The organism is Lysinibacillus sp. GW823-FHT06C08 (assembly GCF_058795135.1).
Genome location: NZ_JBXAHN010000008.1, coordinates 51,928 through 73,762 on the forward strand (window position 1 = coordinate 51,928; position 21,835 = coordinate 73,762).

The 21,835-nt window shown below is 34.7% G+C and carries 28 protein-coding genes and 1 pseudogene; 20 read left to right on the top strand and 9 right to left on the bottom strand.

Annotation, left to right across the window (positions count from 1 at the left end):
• Positions 1–190: 190 nt before the first annotated feature.
• The 3 genes from AC1Q6O_RS17360 to AC1Q6O_RS17370 all read left to right on the top strand — a co-directional run bounded on the left by AC1Q6O_RS17360 (position 191) and on the right by AC1Q6O_RS17370 (position 2,291).
• Positions 191–625 (top strand): helix-turn-helix domain-containing protein, encoded by a 435-nt coding sequence (locus tag AC1Q6O_RS17360; RefSeq protein ID WP_107922692.1) that lies wholly within the window; start codon positions 191–193, stop codon positions 623–625.
• 172 nt (positions 626–797) lie between these two features.
• Positions 798–1,208 carry a hypothetical protein gene (locus AC1Q6O_RS17365; RefSeq protein WP_089986980.1) on the top strand — a complete coding sequence of 137 codons (411 nt, stop codon included), beginning with the start codon at positions 798–800 and terminating at the stop codon, positions 1,206–1,208.
• A 711-nt stretch (positions 1,209–1,919) separates the two neighbouring features.
• Positions 1,920–2,291 (top strand): VOC family protein, encoded by a 372-nt coding sequence (locus AC1Q6O_RS17370; RefSeq protein ID WP_043990323.1) that lies wholly within the window; start codon positions 1,920–1,922, stop codon positions 2,289–2,291.
• Between the two features lie 167 nt (positions 2,292–2,458).
• Here AC1Q6O_RS17370 and AC1Q6O_RS17375 read toward each other — a convergent pair whose 3' ends face one another.
• The gene (locus tag AC1Q6O_RS17375) at positions 2,459–2,719 is read right to left on the bottom strand and encodes a hypothetical protein (protein ID WP_008177390.1); all 261 of its coding nucleotides are present in this window, start codon (positions 2,717–2,719) and stop codon (positions 2,459–2,461) included.
• A gap of 506 nt (positions 2,720–3,225) precedes the next feature.
• Between AC1Q6O_RS17375 and AC1Q6O_RS17380 the strand changes: the two are divergent.
• The 3 genes and pseudogenes from AC1Q6O_RS17380 to AC1Q6O_RS17390 all read left to right on the top strand — a co-directional run.
• Positions 3,226–3,459, top strand: a pseudogene (locus AC1Q6O_RS17380) (YolD-like family protein); the annotation flags it as partial.
• A 297-nt stretch (positions 3,460–3,756) separates the two neighbouring features.
• The gene (locus AC1Q6O_RS17385) at positions 3,757–3,927 is read left to right on the top strand and encodes a YhjD family protein (protein WP_492401922.1); all 171 of its coding nucleotides are present in this window, start codon (positions 3,757–3,759) and stop codon (positions 3,925–3,927) included.
• A complete protein-coding gene (locus tag AC1Q6O_RS17390) occupies positions 3,915–4,055 on the top strand; it encodes a hypothetical protein (protein ID WP_008177394.1) in 141 nt (46 codons plus the stop codon). Before AC1Q6O_RS17385 ends, AC1Q6O_RS17390 begins: the two co-directional genes overlap by 13 nt.
• Positions 4,056–4,395: 340 nt before the next feature.
• Here the strand turns inward: AC1Q6O_RS17390 and AC1Q6O_RS17395 are convergent, their stop codons facing one another.
• The gene (locus tag AC1Q6O_RS17395; protein ID WP_008177395.1) at positions 4,396–4,800 is read right to left on the bottom strand and encodes an Rrf2 family transcriptional regulator; all 405 of its coding nucleotides are present in this window, start codon (positions 4,798–4,800) and stop codon (positions 4,396–4,398) included.
• Between the two features lie 228 nt (positions 4,801–5,028).
• Here AC1Q6O_RS17395 and AC1Q6O_RS17400 point away from each other — a divergent pair, with 228 nt between their 5' ends.
• From AC1Q6O_RS17400 to AC1Q6O_RS17435, 8 genes are all read left to right on the top strand, one after another.
• Positions 5,029–5,667 (top strand): FMN-dependent NADH-azoreductase, encoded by a 639-nt coding sequence (locus AC1Q6O_RS17400; protein ID WP_492401825.1) that lies wholly within the window; start codon positions 5,029–5,031, stop codon positions 5,665–5,667.
• A 39-nt stretch (positions 5,668–5,706) separates the two neighbouring features.
• On the top strand, positions 5,707–6,345 hold the full coding sequence (locus AC1Q6O_RS17405; protein WP_492401827.1) for an NAD(P)-dependent oxidoreductase: 639 nt from the start codon (positions 5,707–5,709) through the stop codon (positions 6,343–6,345).
• A gap of 39 nt (positions 6,346–6,384) precedes the next feature.
• Positions 6,385–7,017 (top strand): DsbA family protein, encoded by a 633-nt coding sequence (locus AC1Q6O_RS17410; RefSeq protein ID WP_008177398.1) that lies wholly within the window; start codon positions 6,385–6,387, stop codon positions 7,015–7,017.
• A 544-nt stretch (positions 7,018–7,561) separates the two neighbouring features.
• Positions 7,562–7,987, top strand: a complete 426-nt coding sequence (locus AC1Q6O_RS17415; RefSeq protein ID WP_036126381.1) for an acyl-CoA thioesterase — start codon at positions 7,562–7,564, stop codon at positions 7,985–7,987.
• An 11-nt stretch (positions 7,988–7,998) separates the two neighbouring features.
• Positions 7,999–8,373, top strand: a complete 375-nt coding sequence (locus tag AC1Q6O_RS17420) for a DUF423 domain-containing protein (RefSeq protein WP_492401829.1) — start codon at positions 7,999–8,001, stop codon at positions 8,371–8,373.
• A gap of 146 nt (positions 8,374–8,519) precedes the next feature.
• Positions 8,520–9,851 (top strand): SPFH domain-containing protein, encoded by a 1,332-nt coding sequence (locus tag AC1Q6O_RS17425; RefSeq protein ID WP_089986986.1) that lies wholly within the window; start codon positions 8,520–8,522, stop codon positions 9,849–9,851.
• Positions 9,852–9,865: 14 nt separating this feature from the next.
• On the top strand, positions 9,866–10,969 hold the full coding sequence (locus AC1Q6O_RS17430) for a TFIIB-type zinc ribbon-containing protein (RefSeq protein ID WP_171365001.1): 1,104 nt from the start codon (positions 9,866–9,868) through the stop codon (positions 10,967–10,969).
• 457 nt (positions 10,970–11,426) lie between these two features.
• Entirely contained in the window at positions 11,427–12,632 is a 1,206-nt protein-coding gene (locus AC1Q6O_RS17435; RefSeq protein ID WP_492401832.1) for an EAL domain-containing protein, read from the top strand.
• Positions 12,633–12,720: 88 nt separating this feature from the next.
• On the opposite strand, the gene AC1Q6O_RS17440 is transcribed toward AC1Q6O_RS17435, so the two are convergent.
• From AC1Q6O_RS17440 to AC1Q6O_RS17450, 3 genes are all read right to left on the bottom strand, one after another.
• A complete protein-coding gene (locus AC1Q6O_RS17440) occupies positions 12,721–13,038 on the bottom strand; it encodes a tyrosine-type recombinase/integrase (protein WP_239354728.1) in 318 nt (105 codons plus the stop codon).
• 700 nt (positions 13,039–13,738) lie between these two features.
• A complete protein-coding gene (locus AC1Q6O_RS17445; protein ID WP_008177407.1) occupies positions 13,739–13,975 on the bottom strand; it encodes a hypothetical protein in 237 nt (78 codons plus the stop codon).
• 803 nt (positions 13,976–14,778) lie between these two features.
• On the bottom strand, positions 14,779–15,411 hold the full coding sequence (locus tag AC1Q6O_RS17450) for a hypothetical protein (protein WP_008177415.1): 633 nt from the start codon (positions 15,409–15,411) through the stop codon (positions 14,779–14,781).
• A 144-nt stretch (positions 15,412–15,555) separates the two neighbouring features.
• Here AC1Q6O_RS17450 and AC1Q6O_RS17455 point away from each other — a divergent pair, with 144 nt between their 5' ends.
• From AC1Q6O_RS17455 to AC1Q6O_RS17465, 3 genes are all read left to right on the top strand, one after another.
• Entirely contained in the window at positions 15,556–16,041 is a 486-nt protein-coding gene (locus AC1Q6O_RS17455) for a hypothetical protein (protein WP_492401835.1), read from the top strand.
• Between the two features lie 275 nt (positions 16,042–16,316).
• Positions 16,317–16,439, top strand: coding sequence for a hypothetical protein (locus tag AC1Q6O_RS17460; RefSeq protein ID WP_258955268.1), 123 nt, complete (start codon positions 16,317–16,319; stop codon positions 16,437–16,439).
• Positions 16,440–16,601: 162 nt separating this feature from the next.
• Entirely contained in the window at positions 16,602–16,820 is a 219-nt protein-coding gene (locus tag AC1Q6O_RS17465; RefSeq protein WP_008177421.1) for a hypothetical protein, read from the top strand.
• 84 nt (positions 16,821–16,904) lie between these two features.
• On the opposite strand, the gene AC1Q6O_RS17470 is transcribed toward AC1Q6O_RS17465, so the two are convergent.
• The 3 genes from AC1Q6O_RS17470 to AC1Q6O_RS17480 all read right to left on the bottom strand — a co-directional run bounded on the left by AC1Q6O_RS17470 (position 16,905) and on the right by AC1Q6O_RS17480 (position 18,579).
• A complete protein-coding gene (locus tag AC1Q6O_RS17470) occupies positions 16,905–17,303 on the bottom strand; it encodes a hypothetical protein (protein ID WP_043990302.1) in 399 nt (132 codons plus the stop codon).
• 198 nt (positions 17,304–17,501) lie between these two features.
• Positions 17,502–17,822, bottom strand: a complete 321-nt coding sequence (locus AC1Q6O_RS17475) for a DUF4183 domain-containing protein (RefSeq protein WP_043990304.1) — start codon at positions 17,820–17,822, stop codon at positions 17,502–17,504.
• Positions 17,823–18,300: 478 nt separating this feature from the next.
• Positions 18,301–18,579, bottom strand: coding sequence for a hypothetical protein (locus AC1Q6O_RS17480; RefSeq protein ID WP_239354727.1), 279 nt, complete (start codon positions 18,577–18,579; stop codon positions 18,301–18,303).
• 659 nt (positions 18,580–19,238) lie between these two features.
• On the opposite strand from AC1Q6O_RS17480, the gene AC1Q6O_RS17485 reads away from it, so the two are divergent.
• The 3 genes from AC1Q6O_RS17485 to AC1Q6O_RS17495 all read left to right on the top strand — a co-directional run bounded on the left by AC1Q6O_RS17485 (position 19,239) and on the right by AC1Q6O_RS17495 (position 21,408).
• Positions 19,239–20,000, top strand: a complete 762-nt coding sequence (locus tag AC1Q6O_RS17485; RefSeq protein WP_090002736.1) for a glycosyltransferase — start codon at positions 19,239–19,241, stop codon at positions 19,998–20,000.
• Positions 20,001–20,178: 178 nt separating this feature from the next.
• Positions 20,179–20,580: a VOC family protein gene (locus tag AC1Q6O_RS17490; protein WP_008177431.1), complete on the top strand. Its 402-nt coding sequence runs from the start codon at positions 20,179–20,181 to the stop codon at positions 20,578–20,580.
• A gap of 72 nt (positions 20,581–20,652) precedes the next feature.
• Complete coding sequence (locus tag AC1Q6O_RS17495) at positions 20,653–21,408, top strand: class I SAM-dependent methyltransferase (protein ID WP_107922684.1); 756 nt, start codon at positions 20,653–20,655, stop codon at positions 21,406–21,408.
• A 110-nt stretch (positions 21,409–21,518) separates the two neighbouring features.
• Here the strand turns inward: AC1Q6O_RS17495 and AC1Q6O_RS17500 are convergent, their stop codons facing one another.
• Positions 21,519–21,770, bottom strand: coding sequence for a hypothetical protein (locus AC1Q6O_RS17500; protein WP_128472292.1), 252 nt, complete (start codon positions 21,768–21,770; stop codon positions 21,519–21,521).
• Positions 21,771–21,835 lie beyond the last annotated feature (65 nt).

A 21,835-nucleotide genomic window follows, 5' to 3' on the forward strand; every position in this document is an offset into this window, starting at 1 on the left:
TTGGTACAAGATAGAAAACTAATAAAAAGAAAATAGGTATAATTCCAAATAATATTTCCATAACTGTATAAAAACCTCCTTGCTGGATTATTGTACCACGAGTAATTGAATATTGGAGGTCAATTTTAGGCTAGTAATTTAAGATTAAAAATTTAAAAATTTCAAATATTGACCGTAGGAGGGCAAACCTATGTTAACAGGGCAAATTAAAGTTACGAAAGAGGATTTACTTCAGTGGATTGAGAATTATCGTTGGATGGTTGAAACAATTGAGGAAGCAAAGCAGCCGGTAGCGAAGATGAATAACAATAGCTACATTGGAGCTAAAACAGCTATGTATGGCCTTGAAGCAACATTACCAAAGGCAAGTGGTGGAACTAGTGATCCAGTGTTTACAGAAGTACAACGTCGTGTATATTCGCTGAATTTTCGAATTAAGCAATATGAGCAAAAGATAGCAGAAGTGCAGAAACACATTCCATTTGTAGAAGGCGATAGAGAGGTTGAAGTCCTTCATAGATTGCTAGATGGGGATAGCATACGTGCAATTGGCAAGCATATGGGGTTATCTAGCACGACAATTTTTAGAGTAAGAAATAATATTTTGAGTCAGATGATGAAGTAGCCGAAAGGCTGCTTCTTTTTAAAACATTTATTCAACAATCGGGCCATATTATTGAATAACAATTTTTAAAGATATATTACCAAACGACGCTTTGGTAACTTTATTTGCTTAATTAGACTTGGCTCTTTATTCTTAATAAAGGTTGAACAAGTAACAAGAGGGGCGATAAATAGTGAGGATTCAAGAAGTAGAAGGTTATTTGAAAGGAAAAATAAATGTTGATACAGATTCAGTATCGTCAATTTGGACAACATTTAAAGAATTTTGTGAGGAAGATATTGTAGGAGAAGATGAAAAGGAAATTTTATTCGAATGTGGTACTTACCGTAAAGAAATGTTTCATTTTTCGTTTGTACGCCAGTTTACTGAATACGAAGATGATGAATATTTAGGAATGAGCCAGCTTCATTGCAAACTATTATTTACTCCTATTGATGAATTTAAAAAATTACAAGTTACAGAATGGTCAATGGATTTTGAAAGCTTAGATGAATTTTTTAGACATATAGAAAATCTTAAAGTATTTAAAAATATAGTTAATTTAAAACCTAAAACAGTTCAAATTTATCAAGATGAATGTTAAGAAGTTGAGCTGTATATCTGTACATCCAATAACGAAATAACGTTCCCAAATAAAAGTTTGGGTAGACACAAAAGCCAAGAAACGCTGTAAAACAAACGTTACTTGGCTTTTTCATTGGATATTGTTTATACATTTTTTATACAAAGGTATATAAAGAGAGTTTACAATAAGACTTTTCAAAATTTTGCAGAAAACATTGTAGGGATGTTATATGAATAAAAACCTGTATATGGAGACTTTCTAAATCTGTATTCTTCTCAATCCTATATTACAATTGCTGGTGGTTTAGGTGAAACGATCTTCAACAATCGGGCGCGATTGAGTAACAAAAGGAACAGATGTAACAAAAGGAACAAATGAAAACATGTATCATGTTTTGTGAAAGAAAAAATATGATGTAAGCTAGGAAGTAGGTCGGCCCGGTAAGGCTTTCCTATATTGGTATTTATAAAAACCAAAATATTAGAGAAAGACCGACCGACGACCGACCTGCGCTGAACAAACTTGTTCGGAGCATGACAGACATGGCCAGCCCATATTTTTTTAAGAGATTAGGTATCTTAATTAATATAAAAGGCTAAAAATGCCTGCAAGTTGAAAGAAATAAATATCGAATGTTATACTTGTCCAAGCAATACTTTAATTATATGGTTAATAAACTATAATCTGGTATTTAAACCAAAAGTGGGAGAGAAGCAAGTGAAACTAACTATGAAATATATCATTCTTTACGTAAATGATTTTGAAAAAACGATGAGTTTTTACAAAGACATTCTAGGTTTGCAAATCAAAATGCAACAAGATACATATGTTGAATTCGACACTGGTGTAACAACTCTATCGATTAATACGCGTAAATCTGTCAAAGAAGAAATAGGTTTAGATGTACCTGAATTAACTTCGTCAACTCAAACTTTTGAAATCGCATTTGTTGTTGAAGATGTGTCTGCAACAATCGAGAAACTCCGTGAACAGGGTGTACCAATCATAAAGGAACCAGCTACAAAACCATGGGGACAAACAGTTGCATATGTAGCAGATCCAGATGGACATTTTATTGAAATTTGCACATTGGTTGAATGATAAGGAAGTTTGTTTAAAATAAATTATTCTTTTTAATAACGACTTGAACTGCCACGTAAAAGTTAGACATCAATCTAACTTTTATGGGGGCTTTTTTCATTCTTTTAACAGAAAGACCGAGATAGCATAAATACCCTTGTTCATATAACAAACTTTTATTTTATAATTTAATAAAGTTTAGATATAGTATCAATAATAAAATAAAGGATCATAAGTCCTATCCCAATTGCTAGAGCCTTACCTGAAGATTTTTCTTTTTGCACATCATTTTGGACTTCGTTTCGTACTCTCTCTGACACTTCTCTCGTTTTTCTCGTTGAAGTATCTTCAAAGATTGTATTACAATATTCACATTTTACAAATACTAAACCATCTCTATATACTTTCTTAAAAGGGTTACTGGCTAAACAATTAGGGCATTTATTCATAAATTTCCACCTCAATTTATCTATCTACTATTTACCATTTTAGGGAATTTGATATGTTTTGTATATATAAATCGATTATCAATTAACTGGAAGGGTTTTCACTGTCTCTGTAGAACTATTTGTAAAGGGGTGTGGATTAAAAATTACGATATAATAGTACCAGTAAAATTTTTATTAAACGTGAACCTGACCATGTACCAATTATAGGTTTATCAAGCTACATCTAACACACGAAGTACATGAAGCACTAAAAGATGATGTGGCTCTAAACCTTTTAAAGGAACAGGGTTACAACGTAATTAGAATGGTCCACAGAGATGAGAATATTATAGCTGTCAATTTCAAAGAAAGATTTTAAAGGTTATCAAATACGATAGCCTTTTTTATTTCCAGCCATTTTATCTTGCTAAAAAGCGAATATATGTTCTGATATATACAAACGAATGCTCTGTTAAGGGAGAGGTTAAAATGGCAGCTAAAACAAAAACACCTACAAAAAAAAAGAGTCAAAACAACCCGAGCGAGATGAATTTGATTTAGAGGAAATCGCAAACTCCCTAACTGAAGCTATGCAGGGTAATCAGACAAAGGTATTCACCATTTATAAGCAGGAAGATTCGCTATCAGGGACCGTCTCAAAAATGGATGCAAACACTAAATTAATCCATATTAAAGATAAGTACATGAATATTCACAAAGTGCATTTCTTAGATATCCTAAAAATTTTAGATATCGATTAATAATGGAGAGTGATTTGTATGTTACATGATCGTGGGAATTAGAGGAGATAGAGCAAACTGTACAGCGAGCGTTTAAATTGCAGAAATTAGGTAAATTAACGCTGTAGGACCACTATAAACTACATGACCATGTAGGGCTGGTAACTGGCATTGATACGTACAAAAAAGAGTTATTATTAGATACAGATTTATCGATAAAACGAATTACATATGATCTAATTCAAAAAAAAGCATCATTCGTAGACGATGATTAAGCCTGAAGAACGGAGAGATGTACATCAATTTATCCTTTTGGAGATGGCAGTAAAGTCTTTACAAAATGACTACGATAAACTAGGGAATCTTAAGATGTCCAAGGTCTATATCGAAATAGTTGATGTCCTTTTAAAAGTTATAAGGCCTGATTACTACAATAAAAAGCGCATGTTGACTAAACAAAGAATCGAAATAGTTAGGTGGATCATATAGATCAATATTTTAGCGACGTTGTGGTGAAGAATCCTGGAGAAGATGTAGTACTACGGTACGCAAAACAAGCGCTAAAAACACAAGTTGAAAATTTAATTTTTAACTACTTAAAGGAGATTAAACAATAGTTCAGTACAAAGACTAATTAATTTTCAATCAAGCATAACCCTGTTCTAAGCAAGGGCGGGGTTAAAATATTATTTTTGAAATAGGTTCTTCTTTACATTAAAAATTATAAAATCTAACTTCCAATTCCTTTTTGAACTAAAGCCTCCGTTATTGAATAATAATGTTTATTCATTACTCATTTTAAATAACTCACTTATTGAACTCTTGCACCTGTTACTTTAAGTACATTTATTCAAACTTATCCCTTTTTCGCCTTCTTTCGTATAGGAACACACCTAATATAAGAAGCTATTATCCTCCAAATCAAATCTAAATATTAATTAATAAAAAAAATCATCTCTATTCATTGAGATGATTCATAACACTTTCGAGAGTTTTATTCTTTAACTCGTTTTCCATTGCGGTTTGTACACTTTCAAAGGTTACATTCAGTGTATGTTGAATTTTTTTACCTACATGGCAATCAGGATTAGGGTTATTGTGTATAGGAAACAACTCTTTTTCTAGATGAACGGCTTTATAAATATCAAATAAAGTGATGTCACTAGGGTCTCGAGTTAAGGAAGAACCTGGTACGCCAACTTTAGAAGTCAGAATTCCAGCTTTTTTTAAGTCACTACTAATTCGTCTTATGACAACAGGGTTTGTATTTACACTGCTGGCAATCTTTTCAGATGATAATGTTGAGTCTGTAGAAATTAACGATAATACATGGATCGCTACAGAAAGACGTATATTTATCATGCAAATCACCCCTCATGTAATAATATTAGTTACATATATTTATTTGTCAATTAGATAATATCCAAATAATTATTTAAAAAGATTATTACTGAAAAAAGATTATTGACATTCGTATAAGGTGTAACTATAATCGTTACAGAAGGGTGTAACAATTATTGTTACAACTTAATAACCCTTTGTATTTAATAAAACTATTACTATGCTTTGGAAGAAAGGGAGTATTACAAAATGACAACAGTATTATATATCACAGCACATCCACATGATGAATCAAAATCTTACAGTATGGCGACAGGAAAAGCGTTTATTGATACGTATAAAGAAGTTAATCCTAACGATCAAGTAGTTCACATTGATTTATATAAAGAAAATATCCCTCAAATTGATGCAGATGTTTTTAGTGGGTGGGGAAAGCTTAGATCAGGGTCAAGCTTCGAGGATCTATCAGAGCAAGAGAAATTAAAAGTAACTCGCCTTGGTGAAATAAACGAACAGTTTATTACGGCTGACAAGTTTGTCTTTGTTACGCCATTCTGGAACTTTTCATATCCTCCCGTTATGAAAGCTTACTTGGATGCAGTTTCTGTAGCAGGTAAATCTTTTAGATATACAGAAAACGGACAGCCAGTAGGGTTGCTAACAGACAAAAAAGCATTGCACATACAGGCACGAGGTGGTTTTTACTCTGAAGGTCCAGCTGCAGAACTTGAAATGGGTCATCGTCATCTCCAAGTAATGATGAATTTCTTTGGTGTTCCTTCTTTAGAAGGACTCTTCGTTGAGGGACATAATAAAGTGCCTGAAAGAGCACTAGAAATTAAAGAAGATGCTATTGCTCGTGCAAAATATTTAGCTAAAACTTTCTAAAATTATCAGGGAATAACTATTTAAATTAGGGGGATTAACATGAAAATCGGTATTATTGGAGCAAATGGTAAAGCAGGAAGTTTTATTCTTAAAGAAGCCTTTAGTCGTGGACATGAAGTAACAGCTATTGTTCGTAATGCTGCTAAAGTATCTCATGAACAAGTGGCAATATTAGAGAAAAATGTATTTGATTCAAAAAAGGAAGACCTTAATCAATTTGATGTAGTGGTAAATGCCTTTAAGGCTCCCAATGGACAAGAACAACAACATGTGGAAGCTGGTAGAGTTTTAATTAATGCATTACAAGATGCTCCTGAAACTAGATTAATTGTAGTAGGCGGTGCAGGAAGTTTGTATGTAGATGAATCTCAAACAATGAAAAAATTTGAATCACCAGGTTTTCCAGAAGCCTATTACCCAACTGCAAAATATATGGGCGAAAACCTAGAGGATCTTCGAAATACTAGTAGTGTTCATTGGACTTATATTAGCCCAGGTGGTGTTTTTGACCCAGAAGGTGAGAAAAAAGGTTCTTACCAAAAAGGAAAAGATCAAATTATCTTAAACTCAACAGGTGAAAGCTACATTAGCTATGCAGACTATGCTCTTGCAATACTTGATGAAATAGAAAATCAACAACATAAAAATGAGCGTTTCGCTGTAGTGGGAGAACGCTAAGTACAAAAAAATATTATTCTTTTGAAAGGAGCTTTTAGTATGAGTGATAAAGAAATTTCTCTTGTATATGTATGGGATGCATATTGTGGTTGGTGTTATGGCTTTTCGAAAAGTATTCGTACTTTGCACGAAAAGTACCCAGAATTACCATTAACAATTATTTCCGGCGGTTTATTTGTAGGAGATAGAAGTCTTCCTATAAATGAATACCCTCACATTCCTGAAGCAAATAAGCGCATAAGTCAGCTTACTGATGTAGTGTATGGTGAAGCTTACCAAGAACTTCTAGCAAACGGAACTTTTGTTATGGACTCTGAGGTTGCAGCCATTGGGTTTTCTGCATTAAGATCTATTGCACTTGAACGTGCAGTGTATTTTGCTTCATCCATGCAACACGCTTTTTATTACGAGGGAAAAAGCCTTAGTGCTGAAGAAACTTATAGGGAGATAGCTATTGCTCATAATCTTAATCCTGATTTAGTTATTGAACGGATGAAGGAAAAAGATACTATAAGCGATGCTTATGCTGACTTTACAAAGGTTCATCAACTTAACGTTAATAGTTATCCTACACTTTTATTGAAAAAAGGTGATGAATACATCAGCTTAGGCGGGGGTGCTATGACTGCTGAAAAGCTTGAAACTCAATTGAAAGAAATTTTAGAAAAATAAAAATAAGGTTTCGGTTTATTCAAGAATTTAATTGATATTCAATAAAAACATCCTCTATGTAATATACAAGATAGAGGATGTTTTATTTAGTATTATTAATGGGTTCTTTATATGTCTCCCATGTACTTTCCTCAACAACCTGTCCCGATTGTTGCATAAACGCCATTTAAAATAAATGTATAATGTCTAGTGAAGATGAGGATGTATGGATAGCTGATGGGATAAAGATTTCAAAGGTACAGAAAATTTCCAATGATTTGTGGAAGAAATAATTTGTTTTCTATAGAAATACATAAAAATATTTAACATTGCACCTGCTCATTACTTTGATACTTTTATTTAAAATGATGGTACCCCAGAAAGTACCCCACTTAAAAGTGTTTATATGAGTTTATATGAAATGTATTTCATTTTAGAAAAATCCATATTTATTTTAGATATTCAAGAATAACTTCCATTTATTTTTCAACTCTCTTATTTCCGTAGAGCAAAAACCCCACCAAATCAACATTTTTACGCTATAATGTAGGACGAGGTGAAGAAAATGTTTGTGAGTGAAAAACAGATTGAGATTCGATATGCGGAGACAGACCAAATGGGCGTTGTCTATCATGCAAACTACATCATTTGGATGGAAATTGGACGTACGCAGCTTGTAAGTGATGCGGGCTTTAAGTATGCGGCATTAGAAGAAGATGGTTATGTGTCGCCGGTTATGGATTTATCGATTTCCTATAAGGCTGCGATGCATTACGGGCAGGTGGCAACGGTTCGCACTTGGGTAGAAAAGCATGACCGGTTACGAACAACTTATGGCTATGAAATTTTACATGAGGATGGTACGGTGGCGGCCACTGCACAGTCTGTACATATTTTAGCTCATAAGGATACATTGCGTCCGGTATCGTTAAGTAAAGTGGATCCTGCTTGGGATGCAAAATATAAAGAAATTGCCGTTGTGGCAAAATAGGAGAGCCATAGATGGAAATGTTTTTAGCGTTAGGCGCGGTTTTGGCCTGTATTGGTGTTATTTTAGGTGCTTTTGGGGCGCATGCTCTAAAGGATAAATTTGCATCGCCTCATTATGCAGCCATTTGGGAAACAGCTGTGCAATATCAGATGTACCATGCATTAGCGATTATCGGGTTGGGTATTCTTTCGAATGAGGCGCTTTTAGGAAGTTCTAGCCTGCTTTCATGGGCAGGATATTTAATGTTTACAGGGATTGTTTTCTTCTCTGGTAGCCTGTATGTCCTTGCAGTGACAGGTGTGAAAAAACTTGGGGCGATTACACCCATAGGCGGAATGCTATTTATTTTCGCTTGGGGACTTGTAGCGATTGCGGCATTCTCATAAAAGAAAACGAGACAGTTCTCACAGGAGCTGCTCGTTTTTTTTTGCGTGAATAAAGAAAAGTGAAACAATTTGTCTGATTATGCGTATTACATATTGTTTATAGATGATAAAATAAGCTAAACATCAATGTGAAGGTGGGAAATTAAATGGGTTTATTAAAAGCGGGAATTGGCGCATTATCTGGCGTTTTAGAGGATCAGTGGCGTGAATATTTCTATTGTGAGTCATTATCGGCCGATGTGCTGGTGACTAAAGGTGTGAAGCGCACGTCCAAACGTGGGTCAAATAAAGGGAATGACAATATTATTAGTAATGGTTCTATTATTGCGATAAATGAAGGGCAATGTATGATGATTGTTGAGCAGGGGAAGGTCGTAGAGTTTTCTTCAGAATCAGGCGAGTATGTTTATGATACGTCAACTGAACCTTCCATTATGTATGGCTCAGACCTGTCTCAGGGGATTATGGAGACTTTCAAGCAAATTGGCAAACGTTTTACATTTGGTGGAGAGCCTGCAAAAGATCAGCGAGTGTATTATTTTAATAAGAAAGAAATTGTAGGTAATAAATATGGAACGCCTGCACCTGTCCCTTTCCGTGTAATTGATCGCAATATTGGCTTAGATATTGATATTGCCATTCGTTGTCACGGGGAATATTCTTATAAAATTATAGACCCCCTATTATTCTATACAAATGTTTGTGGCAATGTAGAGCGTGAATACACTCGGGGCTCGATTGATAGCCAGTTAAAATCAGAATTAATGACAGCGCTACAACCGGCGTTTGCACAAATTTCAGCAAGCGGCGTTCGTTATAGTGAAATACCTGCCCATACAGTTGCATTAGCAGATGCTCTTAATAAAGTATTATCAGAGAAATGGCTTGCGACACGAGGACTAGCGGTTGTGTCATTTGGCATTAGTACACTAAAAGCGTCTGAAGAAGATGAGGCAATGATTAAACAATTACAACGCAATGCTGTGATGCGTGATCCTGGGATGGCTGCGGCTCATTTAACGGGGGCACAGGCAGATGCGATGATTGCGGCTGCCAACAATGATGCGGGTGCAATGTCAGGATTTATGGGCATGAACATGGCTGCACAAGCTGGTGGCGTTAATGCTAGTCAGCTTTATCAATTGAATGAACAAAATAAGCAAGCTCAAATGGCCCAAGCGGCTATGCAAAATCAAACAGCAAATGAAGCAAATGCGTGGACATGTACATGTGGTCATGAAAATACTGGGAAATTCTGTTCAAATTGTGGGACATCAAAACCAGTTGAAGAAGGTTGGTCATGTGCATGTGGAGCGGTAAATAAAGGAAAATTCTGTAGTGAATGTGGGGCAAAAAAACCTACAGGAGCGTTAGTATATGCATGTGATAAATGCGGATGGGCGCCAGAAGACCCTACTAATCCGCCAAAATTCTGCCCTGAATGTGGCGATGTGTTTGATGAAAACGACGTGAAGTAAGGAGAGGATGATTCATGTCAACGCAAGAAGTTGAGAATGTCAAACAAGTAAAGCTTGATTTTGATGCGGAATGTCCTTCATGTAGTGCATCAATTGAATTTAATCCTGCGACAGGTAAGCTTTCTTGCCCTTATTGTGGCTTTGAGTCAGAAATAGCTACCCCAGAGCAAGAAGAAGAAAAAGCTGCTCAAGAAATGGATTTTTTCACAGCGGAGGAACGAGGCAATTTCAATTGGGGTGTGGAGAAAAAAACAGTGATCTGTGAAGCCTGTGCGGCGGAAACGATATACGATGCACTACAGGTGGCTGACAGTTGTCCTTACTGTGGTTCCCATCAAGTCATGGAAGCAAGTGCTGAAAACACACTAGCCCCAAATGGTGTATGCGCTTTTGAAGTAACAGATAAGCAAGCTGGGGAACATTTTCAAAAGTGGATAAAAGGTAGATTGTTTACACCGAAAGCTGCCAAAATTAGTGCTCGGCCGGATGCCTTTAAAGGGGTCTATCTTCCATACTGGACATTTGATACGAAAACAAGCTCCAGATATTCTGCCAGATATGGACGACATCGCACCGTTACAGATAAAGATGGTAAAACACATACAGAAACAGATTGGTATTCAACAAGTGGCTTTTATCAGGAATTTATCGACGATCATTTAATAAGTGCAACTACTCGCTATGATCAGAATATGATGCGAAAAATCGAGCCTTTTAATCTTTTAAACAATAAGGCCTATAAACCAGAGTATGTATCGGGCTTTTTGTCTGAACGATATAGCATTGGCTTACAGGATGGCTGGAATCATGCCAAGAGGGATATCCATGATCATCTTCAAGCGCAGATCACTTCAAAAATTCGTTGGGAAAATAGCGCGGATGTCGTATCGAATTTACGTTTTTCGACCAATCATGATGATATTACATACAAATATTTAATGTTACCGATTTGGTTGTCGTCCTTCCGTTATAAAGAGAAAATTTATCGCTTTATGGTCAATGGGCAAACGGGTCGAGTAGGTGGGGATGCTCCAATATCACCACTACGTGTAACGATAGCTGTTATCTTATCATTACTAGTGATAGCTGTCATTTGGTATTTCTTCATGTCTGAATAACGATGAGCAGTATTCCATCAGGGGCTTAGTTGACCATTTGGAATACTGCTTTTTTCATAAAATTGTCCATTAATGCTAGGTAATTGACTACTTTATGAATCATTATCATCCTTTATCCCAGCCGCTAGGGAAGCTCATAGCATAAATTATAATGAATAGTAAAAAGAGCGAACAGCCTTGAATAAATAACATGTTAGGTAGAACGAAAGCATACAATGACAAGATGGCGTAAAAAAGTAACCTATCCCATTAGAAATGATGGGAAATTATAAGGTTGACAACGAAGATGATGAGAAAATTTCAGACAGATACGCCAGAAATGTTAATAAGTGAAGTTGCGATTTTACAATAAAAAACTTATTATACAGTCAGAGAGCATTTTTTTAGCTATTAAAAGACTATGAAATGTTATTTTTGAATAACAAATAAAAGGTTATTCATAATGGAGGTTTCGAAGATGGACGCAATTGAAGTGTTAACGAATTTAGATCAAATACATGGGTATTATCAGCCGATATTTAGCGCAGACGCGCATACGGTGATAGCCTACGAAATTTCCGGACATCTACAAATTGAAGGTCAGCAAATTAATTTAGAGGATTTCGTTAATAATGAAGATATTCCAGAAGAATATCGAATAGATATGGAACATAAAATTTTGCATGCAGCACTAGCCCAAATTGGGGAAATTGCATCAGATATTGATATATACATTCCTAGTAACCCCAATTTATTGATGCAAGATTTTGGTGAAAGTCATTTTAATATCATCCAACAATATATTGAAGAAGAAGATTTAAACCGCATTGTATTTGTCGTATCTGAGCATCGATTTTTAGGAGATATTAATAAACTGCACCATGCACTGAGGTATTTTACGACATTTGGGGTAAAAATCGCTGTTCAGGAAGTAGGAGCTGAAAGTCATTTAGAGCATATTGCGTTATTGGCGCCCCATATTTTAAAAGTGAATACACGTGATTTAAATTATGATTCTTGGTCTGCTCAATCCGATATGATTTCTGCTATTGGCAGTCTTGCCTATAAAATAGGTGCGAATCTATTATTCGAAGATATTGAAACGGTTTATCAGCTACAATTTGCTTGGAAAAACGGAGGACGCTATTATCAAGGTCCTTATTTAGCCAATCCTGCAATGAATCTTGTCGATAAAGAGGTATTAAAGGAACGCTTTAAAAAAGAATGTCAGCAATTTATTACGTCTGAAAAGAAAATGCTAGAGGCACAATTTTTGCAGCTAAAGAAATTAAGAGAAGAATTAGAGGCGATTGTACACCGTGTGAAACCAACGAGTGATAATACCTCACAATTAGAGCATTTAGCTGAATTACTGGATAACTATTCTTTCAGACTATATATTTGTAATGAGGATGGCTTCCAATTAACGCCGAACGTCATGAGAATAGAGGGAAATTGGGAGTTGCAGCCACGTGCCATCAACAAAAATTGGAGCTGGCGCCCATACTTCTTACAAACGATTATTAAAATGCGAAACGATCAAAGTGGCGAAATCTCTGAGCTTTATCGTGATATTGAAACAGGCGAAATTACAAGAACCTTTTCAATTGCTATCAACGAACATGAATACTTGTTTGTTGACCTTTCCTATGACTATCTTTACGAACACAATATTTTTAGATAGGCTTTGAAATGCTGATATAACAAGGGTTGTGGGGTATAACTTATGAATGTACCCCACTTTGTACCCCAAATTTGATGTTTATCATGATTTATTCAATTTTAATTAAAGAAGAAAGAATTTGTGTTGCCTTTAATTCCTCATCCGCGAGGGAATGTGTATATACCCTCATCACCATTTCAGGAGTATCCCCAATGATTTTTGCAACTGTAGTTACAGCGGTTCCCTCTGCAATAAGAATACTTACAAATGTATGGCGAAGAATATGTGCTGAGAAACGTTCAAAATCATGTTTCTTCTTTAAAGCATTAAACATTTTAGATATATAATTACTGCTAATTGGTTCTAGGTTAGCAGTAATAAATAAATAATCATCTTCTTTTAATTCAACGTTGTAAATTTTTTTCATTTCAATACACCATATTTTACAAGAGAACCCCACCGAATGGTGAGGTCATAAAAAAATTTTACGGAAACGTTATTGTATTTGAATAAGGGCTCTCTACTCCATTTACAACTTGTGTTACGCACCAAGATGAACCAGAAACAAATTGAGGATTTTGATGGGTTATTATTCCATCGTTATTTGGGAAAGGAAAATAATAAGAAAATACAATATTTCCGTTGATAACTTGATACACTTTAAAATTTGCATTTGGTTCCAAGTATATAGTAATTGACGTTGACGTAAAATCAGAGGTGATGCTTGGTGCTGGTGGTGTTAAGCTATTCTCGTTTTATACCTTGTCTATATCAAGGTTTTATAACGAGCCTTCACCGTGCAGGCGACTTTCATCGCACACGGCGATCCGTCAGCGATAAAAATAAGAAACTTATTTCCCCGACGTTATTATATGTCAATTTAGGTCAGGTAAATACTGACGAATGTTAATGGTCTTGTTAATACGACAAAAGTGAATAGAAAAAAGCCGCAGCTTCATCATACGCTACAGCTTTCAAAAAAAATAAAGGGTCACTCGGGATAGTAGTGACCCTAAGTAACAATTCGAGAGGTTTCAAGTTAAACTAGTTTAGCTTAACACTACTATTTATATGCTTAGTTAACTTAGGTTCTATAGTTTATTGCCTTTGGAATAGAAAAAGAGCGACTATAATATAGCTCTAAAAAACTCATAAAATCCCATGTTCATTGGGATTGCCCAAATAATGAAACCCAACAGGGCAATAGGACCAAGCAAAAAGTTGTAAACCTTTTTTGGCAAAATGCTGCCCAATAGGATTTTATAAATCATTGCACATCCTATCATTACAACTGGCAGTAAGATCAGTGGTGGTATAAAAAACCACAGACTTCCTACAATTGATATATCTGTAAATATGTCCATTAAATTACCTCGTTATGTATTTTATGTAAATTATAACATAGAAAAAGCCGCAGCGTTCGCACACGCTACAGCTCGAATTGGCTGGTTTATGATCTTTGAACAAATTCTCAAAAATTTAGCTTTAGAAGGAGTTTCTTGTATATGCTATTATTCAACAACGGTTTAAGGAGCTAAGTATTGAATGGATCACTTTTTTACACTTAATTTTTGGGAAATGACTCTTAGAACATTATTTTCTTTTTTTACACTACTTATTTTGGCACGAATCCTTGGAAAAAAACAACTTGGCCAACTTATTATTGTTACACATAACAAGGAGTTAATACTAAAGGAGATGATTATAAAATAATGAAAAATATGATCTATATAGTAGGGTTGTCTATTTAAAGTTTAGATATAGTATCAATTATAAAATAAAGGATCATAAGTCCTATCCCAATGCTGTTGTACCCCACTTGAATTACTTTAATAACCCCTTATTACAAACATTGATTTAAAAATAATTATTAGAATTACTTTAACTACACCATTCTTCAAAATTAAAGAAGCTTAATTAAAAACCTGACGTTTATGAACACAATATTTTTAGGTAAGTCTAGAAATGCTTAACTAGCAAGGAATGTGGGGGATACGTATGATTGTACCCCACAATTGACGTAAGGATTTATTCTATTTTAATTAATAAAGAGTGTGCTTGAGTTGCTTTCAATACATTCGTTAATTTAAAAACCCAACTACAAAAAAGTTTGTAGTTGGGTTTTCGTAACATGATATTTATACTTGTACAACAGTTTAATAGCTACTTAATTTCTATACATTAACTCGGTATACGTATCACCATATGGGGTTGCAGTTTCAGTAATATACGTGTTGATAATTGTACCAATAGGATTTCTTACTACATTTTTTACTTTGTGGTAAATAACATCTTTTCTAACACCAACACGGATATATTTAGTAGGGTACTGCGATTCATAAGTCCTTGTAGACGTAAAACTATGTGAAAATGAAATACCGAACGTTGATGAACCTTGTGCAAAGGAGCCGTTTATACTCCAAGTGATTCCACCAGCGATGGATACACTTTTCACTTTATCCCAACCTGGTGTAGCGGGGTGATAACCAATAAATGCACGTGAAACAGTGTATTTTTCAAGTGTTGTCTGAGTTGTTTGATTACATGTAGCACATAAAGGTTGTATGCTGTTATTCAGATAAGATTGGTAATCTTCTTCTGATTCAAACAAAATCATGCCACCGTCTTCTGTTGGTACGCTATACCTAGCATCTGTCACAAATTCTAAATCTTCAAAGGGTAGTAATTCTGAATCACTCTCGGCTGCATGGACTAAAAGGCTACTGCAACTAAAAACTAAAAATAACACAAAGCTAAAGAACAACGAACTAAGTAACTTATTTCCAGTAATTGCTGTCATCTTTTAACAACCTCCCCTGTATTTGTAATTCAATTTCCATTATATACTAAGTGGCAATGTTTGTATATACTAGTTTAGGTTATTGTATAATATGTAAGTATTGACCAAGATTATTAAATTTTATAAAAAGGTGGAAAAAGAGTCGTGAAAAAGAGGTTAACATTTTGTGCTTTACTTGGATTATTGTTAATGCAAACGGCTTGCAGCTATAAAGTGGATGTAAACTATGAAGAGAACAATCCCGAAATTGTTCTTTCAGAAAATACAAATTCAGAAAATACAAATTTAGAAAATTTAAGAGTACTAGAACTGGATGCTAATCATGAAGAAGGTAAGAAGGTTCTTAACATATTTGGAGAAGAGTTAAAGGATGGAATTTATGCTTACGATGAAAATGAACATAAAACATATATTTTAATAAACTCAACTACAAAGAATTACTCTGATTACTCTTTTAAATATAATAAGGAAAAGAAAATTTTAACTTTTACCTATACAACTACAGAAGGAAGTAGCACAAATAACAAAAAGCTATTTCTTTTAGAAAGTAACAAGAAGAATCCCTATGAGGAAATCAAACTTCTTAATAATGGGAATGAGGATGGTTTCATAGGTGTGTATACACGATAAACAATAATTTATAAATGTTTTACGTGGTGGTCGAATCATAGGGGCGGCCGTTCTTCAAAAAAATGGTCGACGATTCTACAAATGGTAGCAGGATAACCGATGACCATGGGGGTACGAGAAAAAGAAAAATGCATCATTTTGCGCTTTAGTAGCTGAGAATGACAAAGAGGGGAACACTTAAACATCGAGCTTGGAATTCTCTCACTCATAAAATGTAGGTTTCTATAAAACCAGTAAGGCACAGAAAGATGTGTTTTACTGGTTTTATTCTATTTGTGAAAAATACTTATGATAAGAACCTTGTCACTTTCAATTTAAAAGAAAATTTTACAGATTTTGAACGAAAAGAAGAATCACTCCGTCTAATGGAGGAAGGAGGCGAAAAGGATGGAATTTGAATTAGAGCAGCCTGCTATACGGGGGGATCATGAAGTGATACTTTCCCTTATTGAAATGGGTGAGGATATTTTTTACATATATTAAAAATGAGCAAGATGCTATGGACGTGATGCTATTTTAATGGTGATATTTCCGCGGCGGAGCAAAGTGTATCAGTAAAGATGAATAAGGATAATCAAGGTGAATTTTTAATGTTCTCTGATGCAATAAAAGAAGATGGCACGCTGTTAGAGTTCAAAGGTATTCCGATTTCACGAGATGAGCAATACGTAGTGGAAACGACACAATTTGAAGATTATAATGGAAAGGCAAAAATATATTTAAACTATTATGTCAATCCTATTGGGAAAAATATTGAATTGAATATTCCTTTGCAATAAAGTAAAGATGTTCAAAAAGGCTCTTCTTTTTGGGGATCCTTTTTTCATTATTTCATCATCAATGAAAAACCTCCATACTTTCTATTAATGATCAAAGCTGCCTAGAACCATAAAGTCGACAATAACGCCGCTTACTGGATTTTCAGACCCCAATACACTAATGCCTAATACCGTCACACCACTAATATTTGTCACATTAGCAGAGACATATTTTGCAGCAATATTTTTCTCTCTCATTTGTACTCTAGGTCTTAAATTAATCGAAGCATTTGTAGAGTAAACGCTTGATACTGCGAAATCAATAGTTGATAACAAAGGATTGCCATTCGCTAATGCATTGTCTGTAACATACAAGGTAGCGATACCATTTGCGTCTGATGTAGCTTGTCCATAAATAATGCGCTTTTCTTTTTTTGGAATCAACTCACCAGCTTTAAACACATGTAATAATGTTGGTGCGAGTTTAATAATTTCAATGCTCATCGTCATTCTCCTTCGTTCAATATTTTAGTATCCATCGTAATCAAATGAATGATGCAATGTTATTCTATGAACTTTTTATTTGTTTATTACTTTATTAAAGTATAAGAAAAATTAATGTGATTTCTCCTTTAAGAAATTTAAGGGTCACTTGGGGATGTAGTGACCCTCGAACATAAAATAATGGGAATTACTAAGTTATTACGTTTGTGTAACTAATTCTACCGCTTCTATTACTAAAGGCGTACCGGCAGTGAGTGTACCCGTAACGTCGTTAAAGGTTAACTCTGTTGCAGAAACTGTATAGGAGCCACCTTCCTGTAATACCCCATTAATATAGAAATTATAGTAGCCATTATTGACTACTGGGAAAGCAGTAGCGGCATTTCCACTATCATTTAAAAAGGCAGTTGCAGCAATAGTCGTGCCATCTGTGACAGCTAAATTTGCTGCTAAAATATTAAAGAATTTAGTGGAAGTTCCTGTAACATTTACATGGATATTTATAATTGAAAGTGCCATTTTTTCACCTCCCTTCAAAAAAATAATCTTTAGTGAGAAAATCAGATTTACGAAGTTGTTATACAAGTCCAAAAGTAGATTGTTATCACACTAGAAAATGAAAGTTTTCAAGAAAATGCAACTTCCTTTATTTCCTCTAATATTATATGAATTGAATATGGAGGATGGTTTGGCAATATGTCTATTAAAGAAAATTTGATATAGGATGAAGGGAGAGTGGCAGATGCTCGAACAACACTACATTAACGTATTGATGGCAAGACATTCTTAGTAAGGAAATAAATACAATTCATGTGGAAATTAATTATGAAATGGAATAGTATGAGGGAAAATGCTTGCTTTATCACTTAAGCAAGTCATGGATAATGATGAAATCAGTCGCTTAGTGTTGCTAGCGAAGACTAAACTTGTCATTTCTTGCGCTTACCCGGGAAATTATTTTTTATTTCCAAGCGATATGCTTTTTGTAAGGGCAAGATCATGTAAAGAAAGAACAGCATGCTAAAAGGAAATAGACATATTCGTCTATTTCCTGTTCCATAGCTTTTAACCTTGCTTTATGTTTGGTTTTTGGAATCGAATGATACTGCTCATAGCGGCACATTCTACAAGAGCAATGCACTTTACCTTTGCTCAATGTACCCCGTACAGGCATGTATTCATTTTCCCGTAACATAATATTCTGTAAAATAGCCCATTTCTTTTGAATCATTCGCTCTCTTTGATGGCGAATATAGGCCCTTAATCGATTTTTCATTCATATCAGCTCCCTTGAGAAACCCAAGCTTGCAGAGAGGTCAAGGGATGTATCGGCACTCCTTACAAGCTTGGTATGTCGCTGATAGTCCACATAAATCTTTTCATCTTATCAGTCCTTTTTACGAAAAGCCGCAGCATCATCGCACGTTACTTCTCAAAATAGTTTATGGTGGAGCTCATTCAACACAACGTACTTTCAGTCCTTATTAATGTACCATTTTTGGTTATAAAAGAGTATTTTCTTTTCCAGATGAAGAATATAAGACAATCTTAGTCGCGAGACCAGAAAGTGAATTACAATAACCATGGTGATTTTGAAGAGTTAAAATGAGAGGATATGGCTCCCAAAGCGGAAAGATTAATTGCCGTTATTTTACATTTTTTAAGAGCTCAATAAATGTATAAAATATTTCCTAATTTGCCGCGGATAAAGACTTCTAAGTGTCTTGAAACTGCAATACATAATAATTAGAAAAAATTTCAAATTTTGATTCGTTCAGGTCGATATTTAATGAGATAATATTCCTTATAAGGGTGGTGTTTGGCAGTGGGAATGAATAGATAGTGTCACTTCGATTTCATTTCCACAACATTCACTCTTGTGTCAAGTCACTGTTACAGAAATAAAAATGGTTTCATTTAAAGGGGAGATAATGTATGGGCGAAAAAGAGAACTCTTTAGAAGAAAAAAATAAGGAGGCTATAAAATTTTCAATTGTAATACCCGCGCATAATGAAGAACAGTACATTGGGAAATGCATAGAATCCATCTTAAAAGCTTCTAAACCATTTGAAAATCAAGTTGAAATCATTGTTATATTAAATCGATGTACGGATAAAACGGAGGAAATTGCAAGATCGTATAATTGTATCGTATTAAAGAATGACGACAAGAACCTTTCTAAGATAAGGAACACTGGTGTTGAAATAGCGAGAGGTGAAATCATCGTTACGATTGATGCAGATACACTGATGAATGATCATGTGTTGTCAAAGGCAGAGGAGTATTTAAGCTCAGGAAAGTATATTGGCGGCGGAGTTACAGGAAAGTTTGAAAGAATGTCCTTAGGAATTTTTGTTTCAGCTTTGTTACTAATTGGCCCATTATTCTTTAAATATGGAGCTATTTCTGTGGGGATCTTTTGGTGTTATAAAGAGGACTTTAAATTGATTAATGGTTTTAATGAAGAAATGCTTATGGCAGAAGATGCAGATTTCGCTAAACGATTAAAAGTGTTGGGCAAAAAGAGTGGGAAAAAATTTGGGACCATTCAAAATGGAATGATCACTTCAAGTAGGAAATTTGATAAAAATGGAGATTGGATATTACTTAAACGTCCATCAATCATCCTAGCCTATCTGAAAGGAACTGACCGAAAATATGCGGATGAAGCCTATTATGAAAATCAAGATAGATAAAGAATGGTCTTAAGCTAGATTTCAAGTATGAGAGATAAGAATAAAGAAACCATTGTGCCGTTAATCCTCATTCGATTAACGCTTTTTTTTTCGTTTGTATTGATCGATAGTGATATACCTTCACTAATAGAGGGAAAAAATGAGGGGATGTAGAATTCAACAGTAAATGTAAAGCTTTATGAAAGGAGAATGTAAGTTGACTACACCTAATAATACGCCCATTAAAAACAGAATCGGTGCTGTGTTTATCCCAGTTCGTAACTTAGAGAAGGCAATAGAATGGTACAGAAAAATAGTGGGTTTGGAAGGGGGAGAAGAGCATTTTGGACATTTATTCGTGGCACCTATGGAAGGAACGGCAGGATTAATTTTAGATGCTATGCCAAAGTGGAGAAAAGAGGATGGTGATATTGCCACCTATCAAGTCCCATCCATTCAGCTTGTAACGGATGATCTCCAAGCTTCTTATCAATTTATGAAGGAGCATCATGTTGAACTTGTGACAGAAATACAGGATGATTTTTATTTTGTGTTCAAAGATCTAGATGGGAATGTATTAATGATTTGTAAAAACACTTAGCACTTTATATAGGCAGCTATTTTTCTGGATAAAACCAATCGTACTGAATAGTAAAGGGAGGAAGGTAGTACTATGAAAACAACTGAAAATTTTACAGATAAGGCTGAAATATATGCGCAATATCGTCCTAGTTACCCTAATGAATATATTGATGACTTGCTTTCAGCTAACCAACTTAAAGGAGAACAGATAGTGGCCGATATTGGTTCGGGTACGGGGATATTGAGCCGTCAGCTGCTGGAAAAAGGTATGAATGTTATAGGAGTAGAGCCAAATGACGACATGAGAAAGATGGCTGAGGAGTCATTAAGCATACATTCTCGTTTTAAATCAATAAAAGGAACTGCCGAAAACACTACTTTAAAAGGTAATAGCGTTGATTTAGTAACAGTTGCACAGGCATTTCATTGGTTTGATAAAAAAGCATTTAAAATTGAATGCCAACGAATAGTAAGGCAAAAGGCTAATGTTGCTCTTGTGTGGAATAGCAGAGATTTAACTAGTCCGATTATTCAAGAGAATGCAGAAATTTGCCAAAGGACATGTTCAAATTTCAAAGGATTTAGCGGTGGAATGGAAGAAACCCAAGACGTTTTTAATAGCTTTTTTAAGGATGAAAAGTATGAGTTTAAAAAGTATCAAAATGATTTAGTATTTGATTATAAAGGTTTCTTGGGAAGGAATTTATCAGCATCGTATGCTCCCAAAAAACATGACGAAAAATATAAAGAATTCGTTTACTTACTGTCGGAGTTATTCGAAAAATACAGTAACAATGGAAAAATGGTTCTCCAAAATATAACGCGAAGCTATTTAGGTAATGTCTAAAAGAGTTGCTAAAATCAACCTAACCAGAAATGATTTTCATTTTTTTGATAGTCATAAAAACCCCAATATTCAACTTTATAAAGTGAATATTGGGGGTAATTCCACATGAATTACTTATTTTTTTCATTTTGAATACGACTGAAATCTACTTCCTCAGCGAACTCTTCTCGGTTTTTACGCTCTCTGTTAGCATTTTGATTTTGATTCTGTTGTTTTTTGTTGTCTTGTGTTTTATTATTCTTATGTTTATTATTACCCATGATCTTCTCACCTCCACCATTAGTGTGGGTGAAAGATGTTTTTTTATCCGCATAAAGTACAAATTGTGATGCTTCATAAGGTATGGATTGAGTAACATCCACTCGATTGTCAAAAATGAAAAAAGTAGCCATGGTATATTGAATTGAAGCAACATAAATTTAAAACA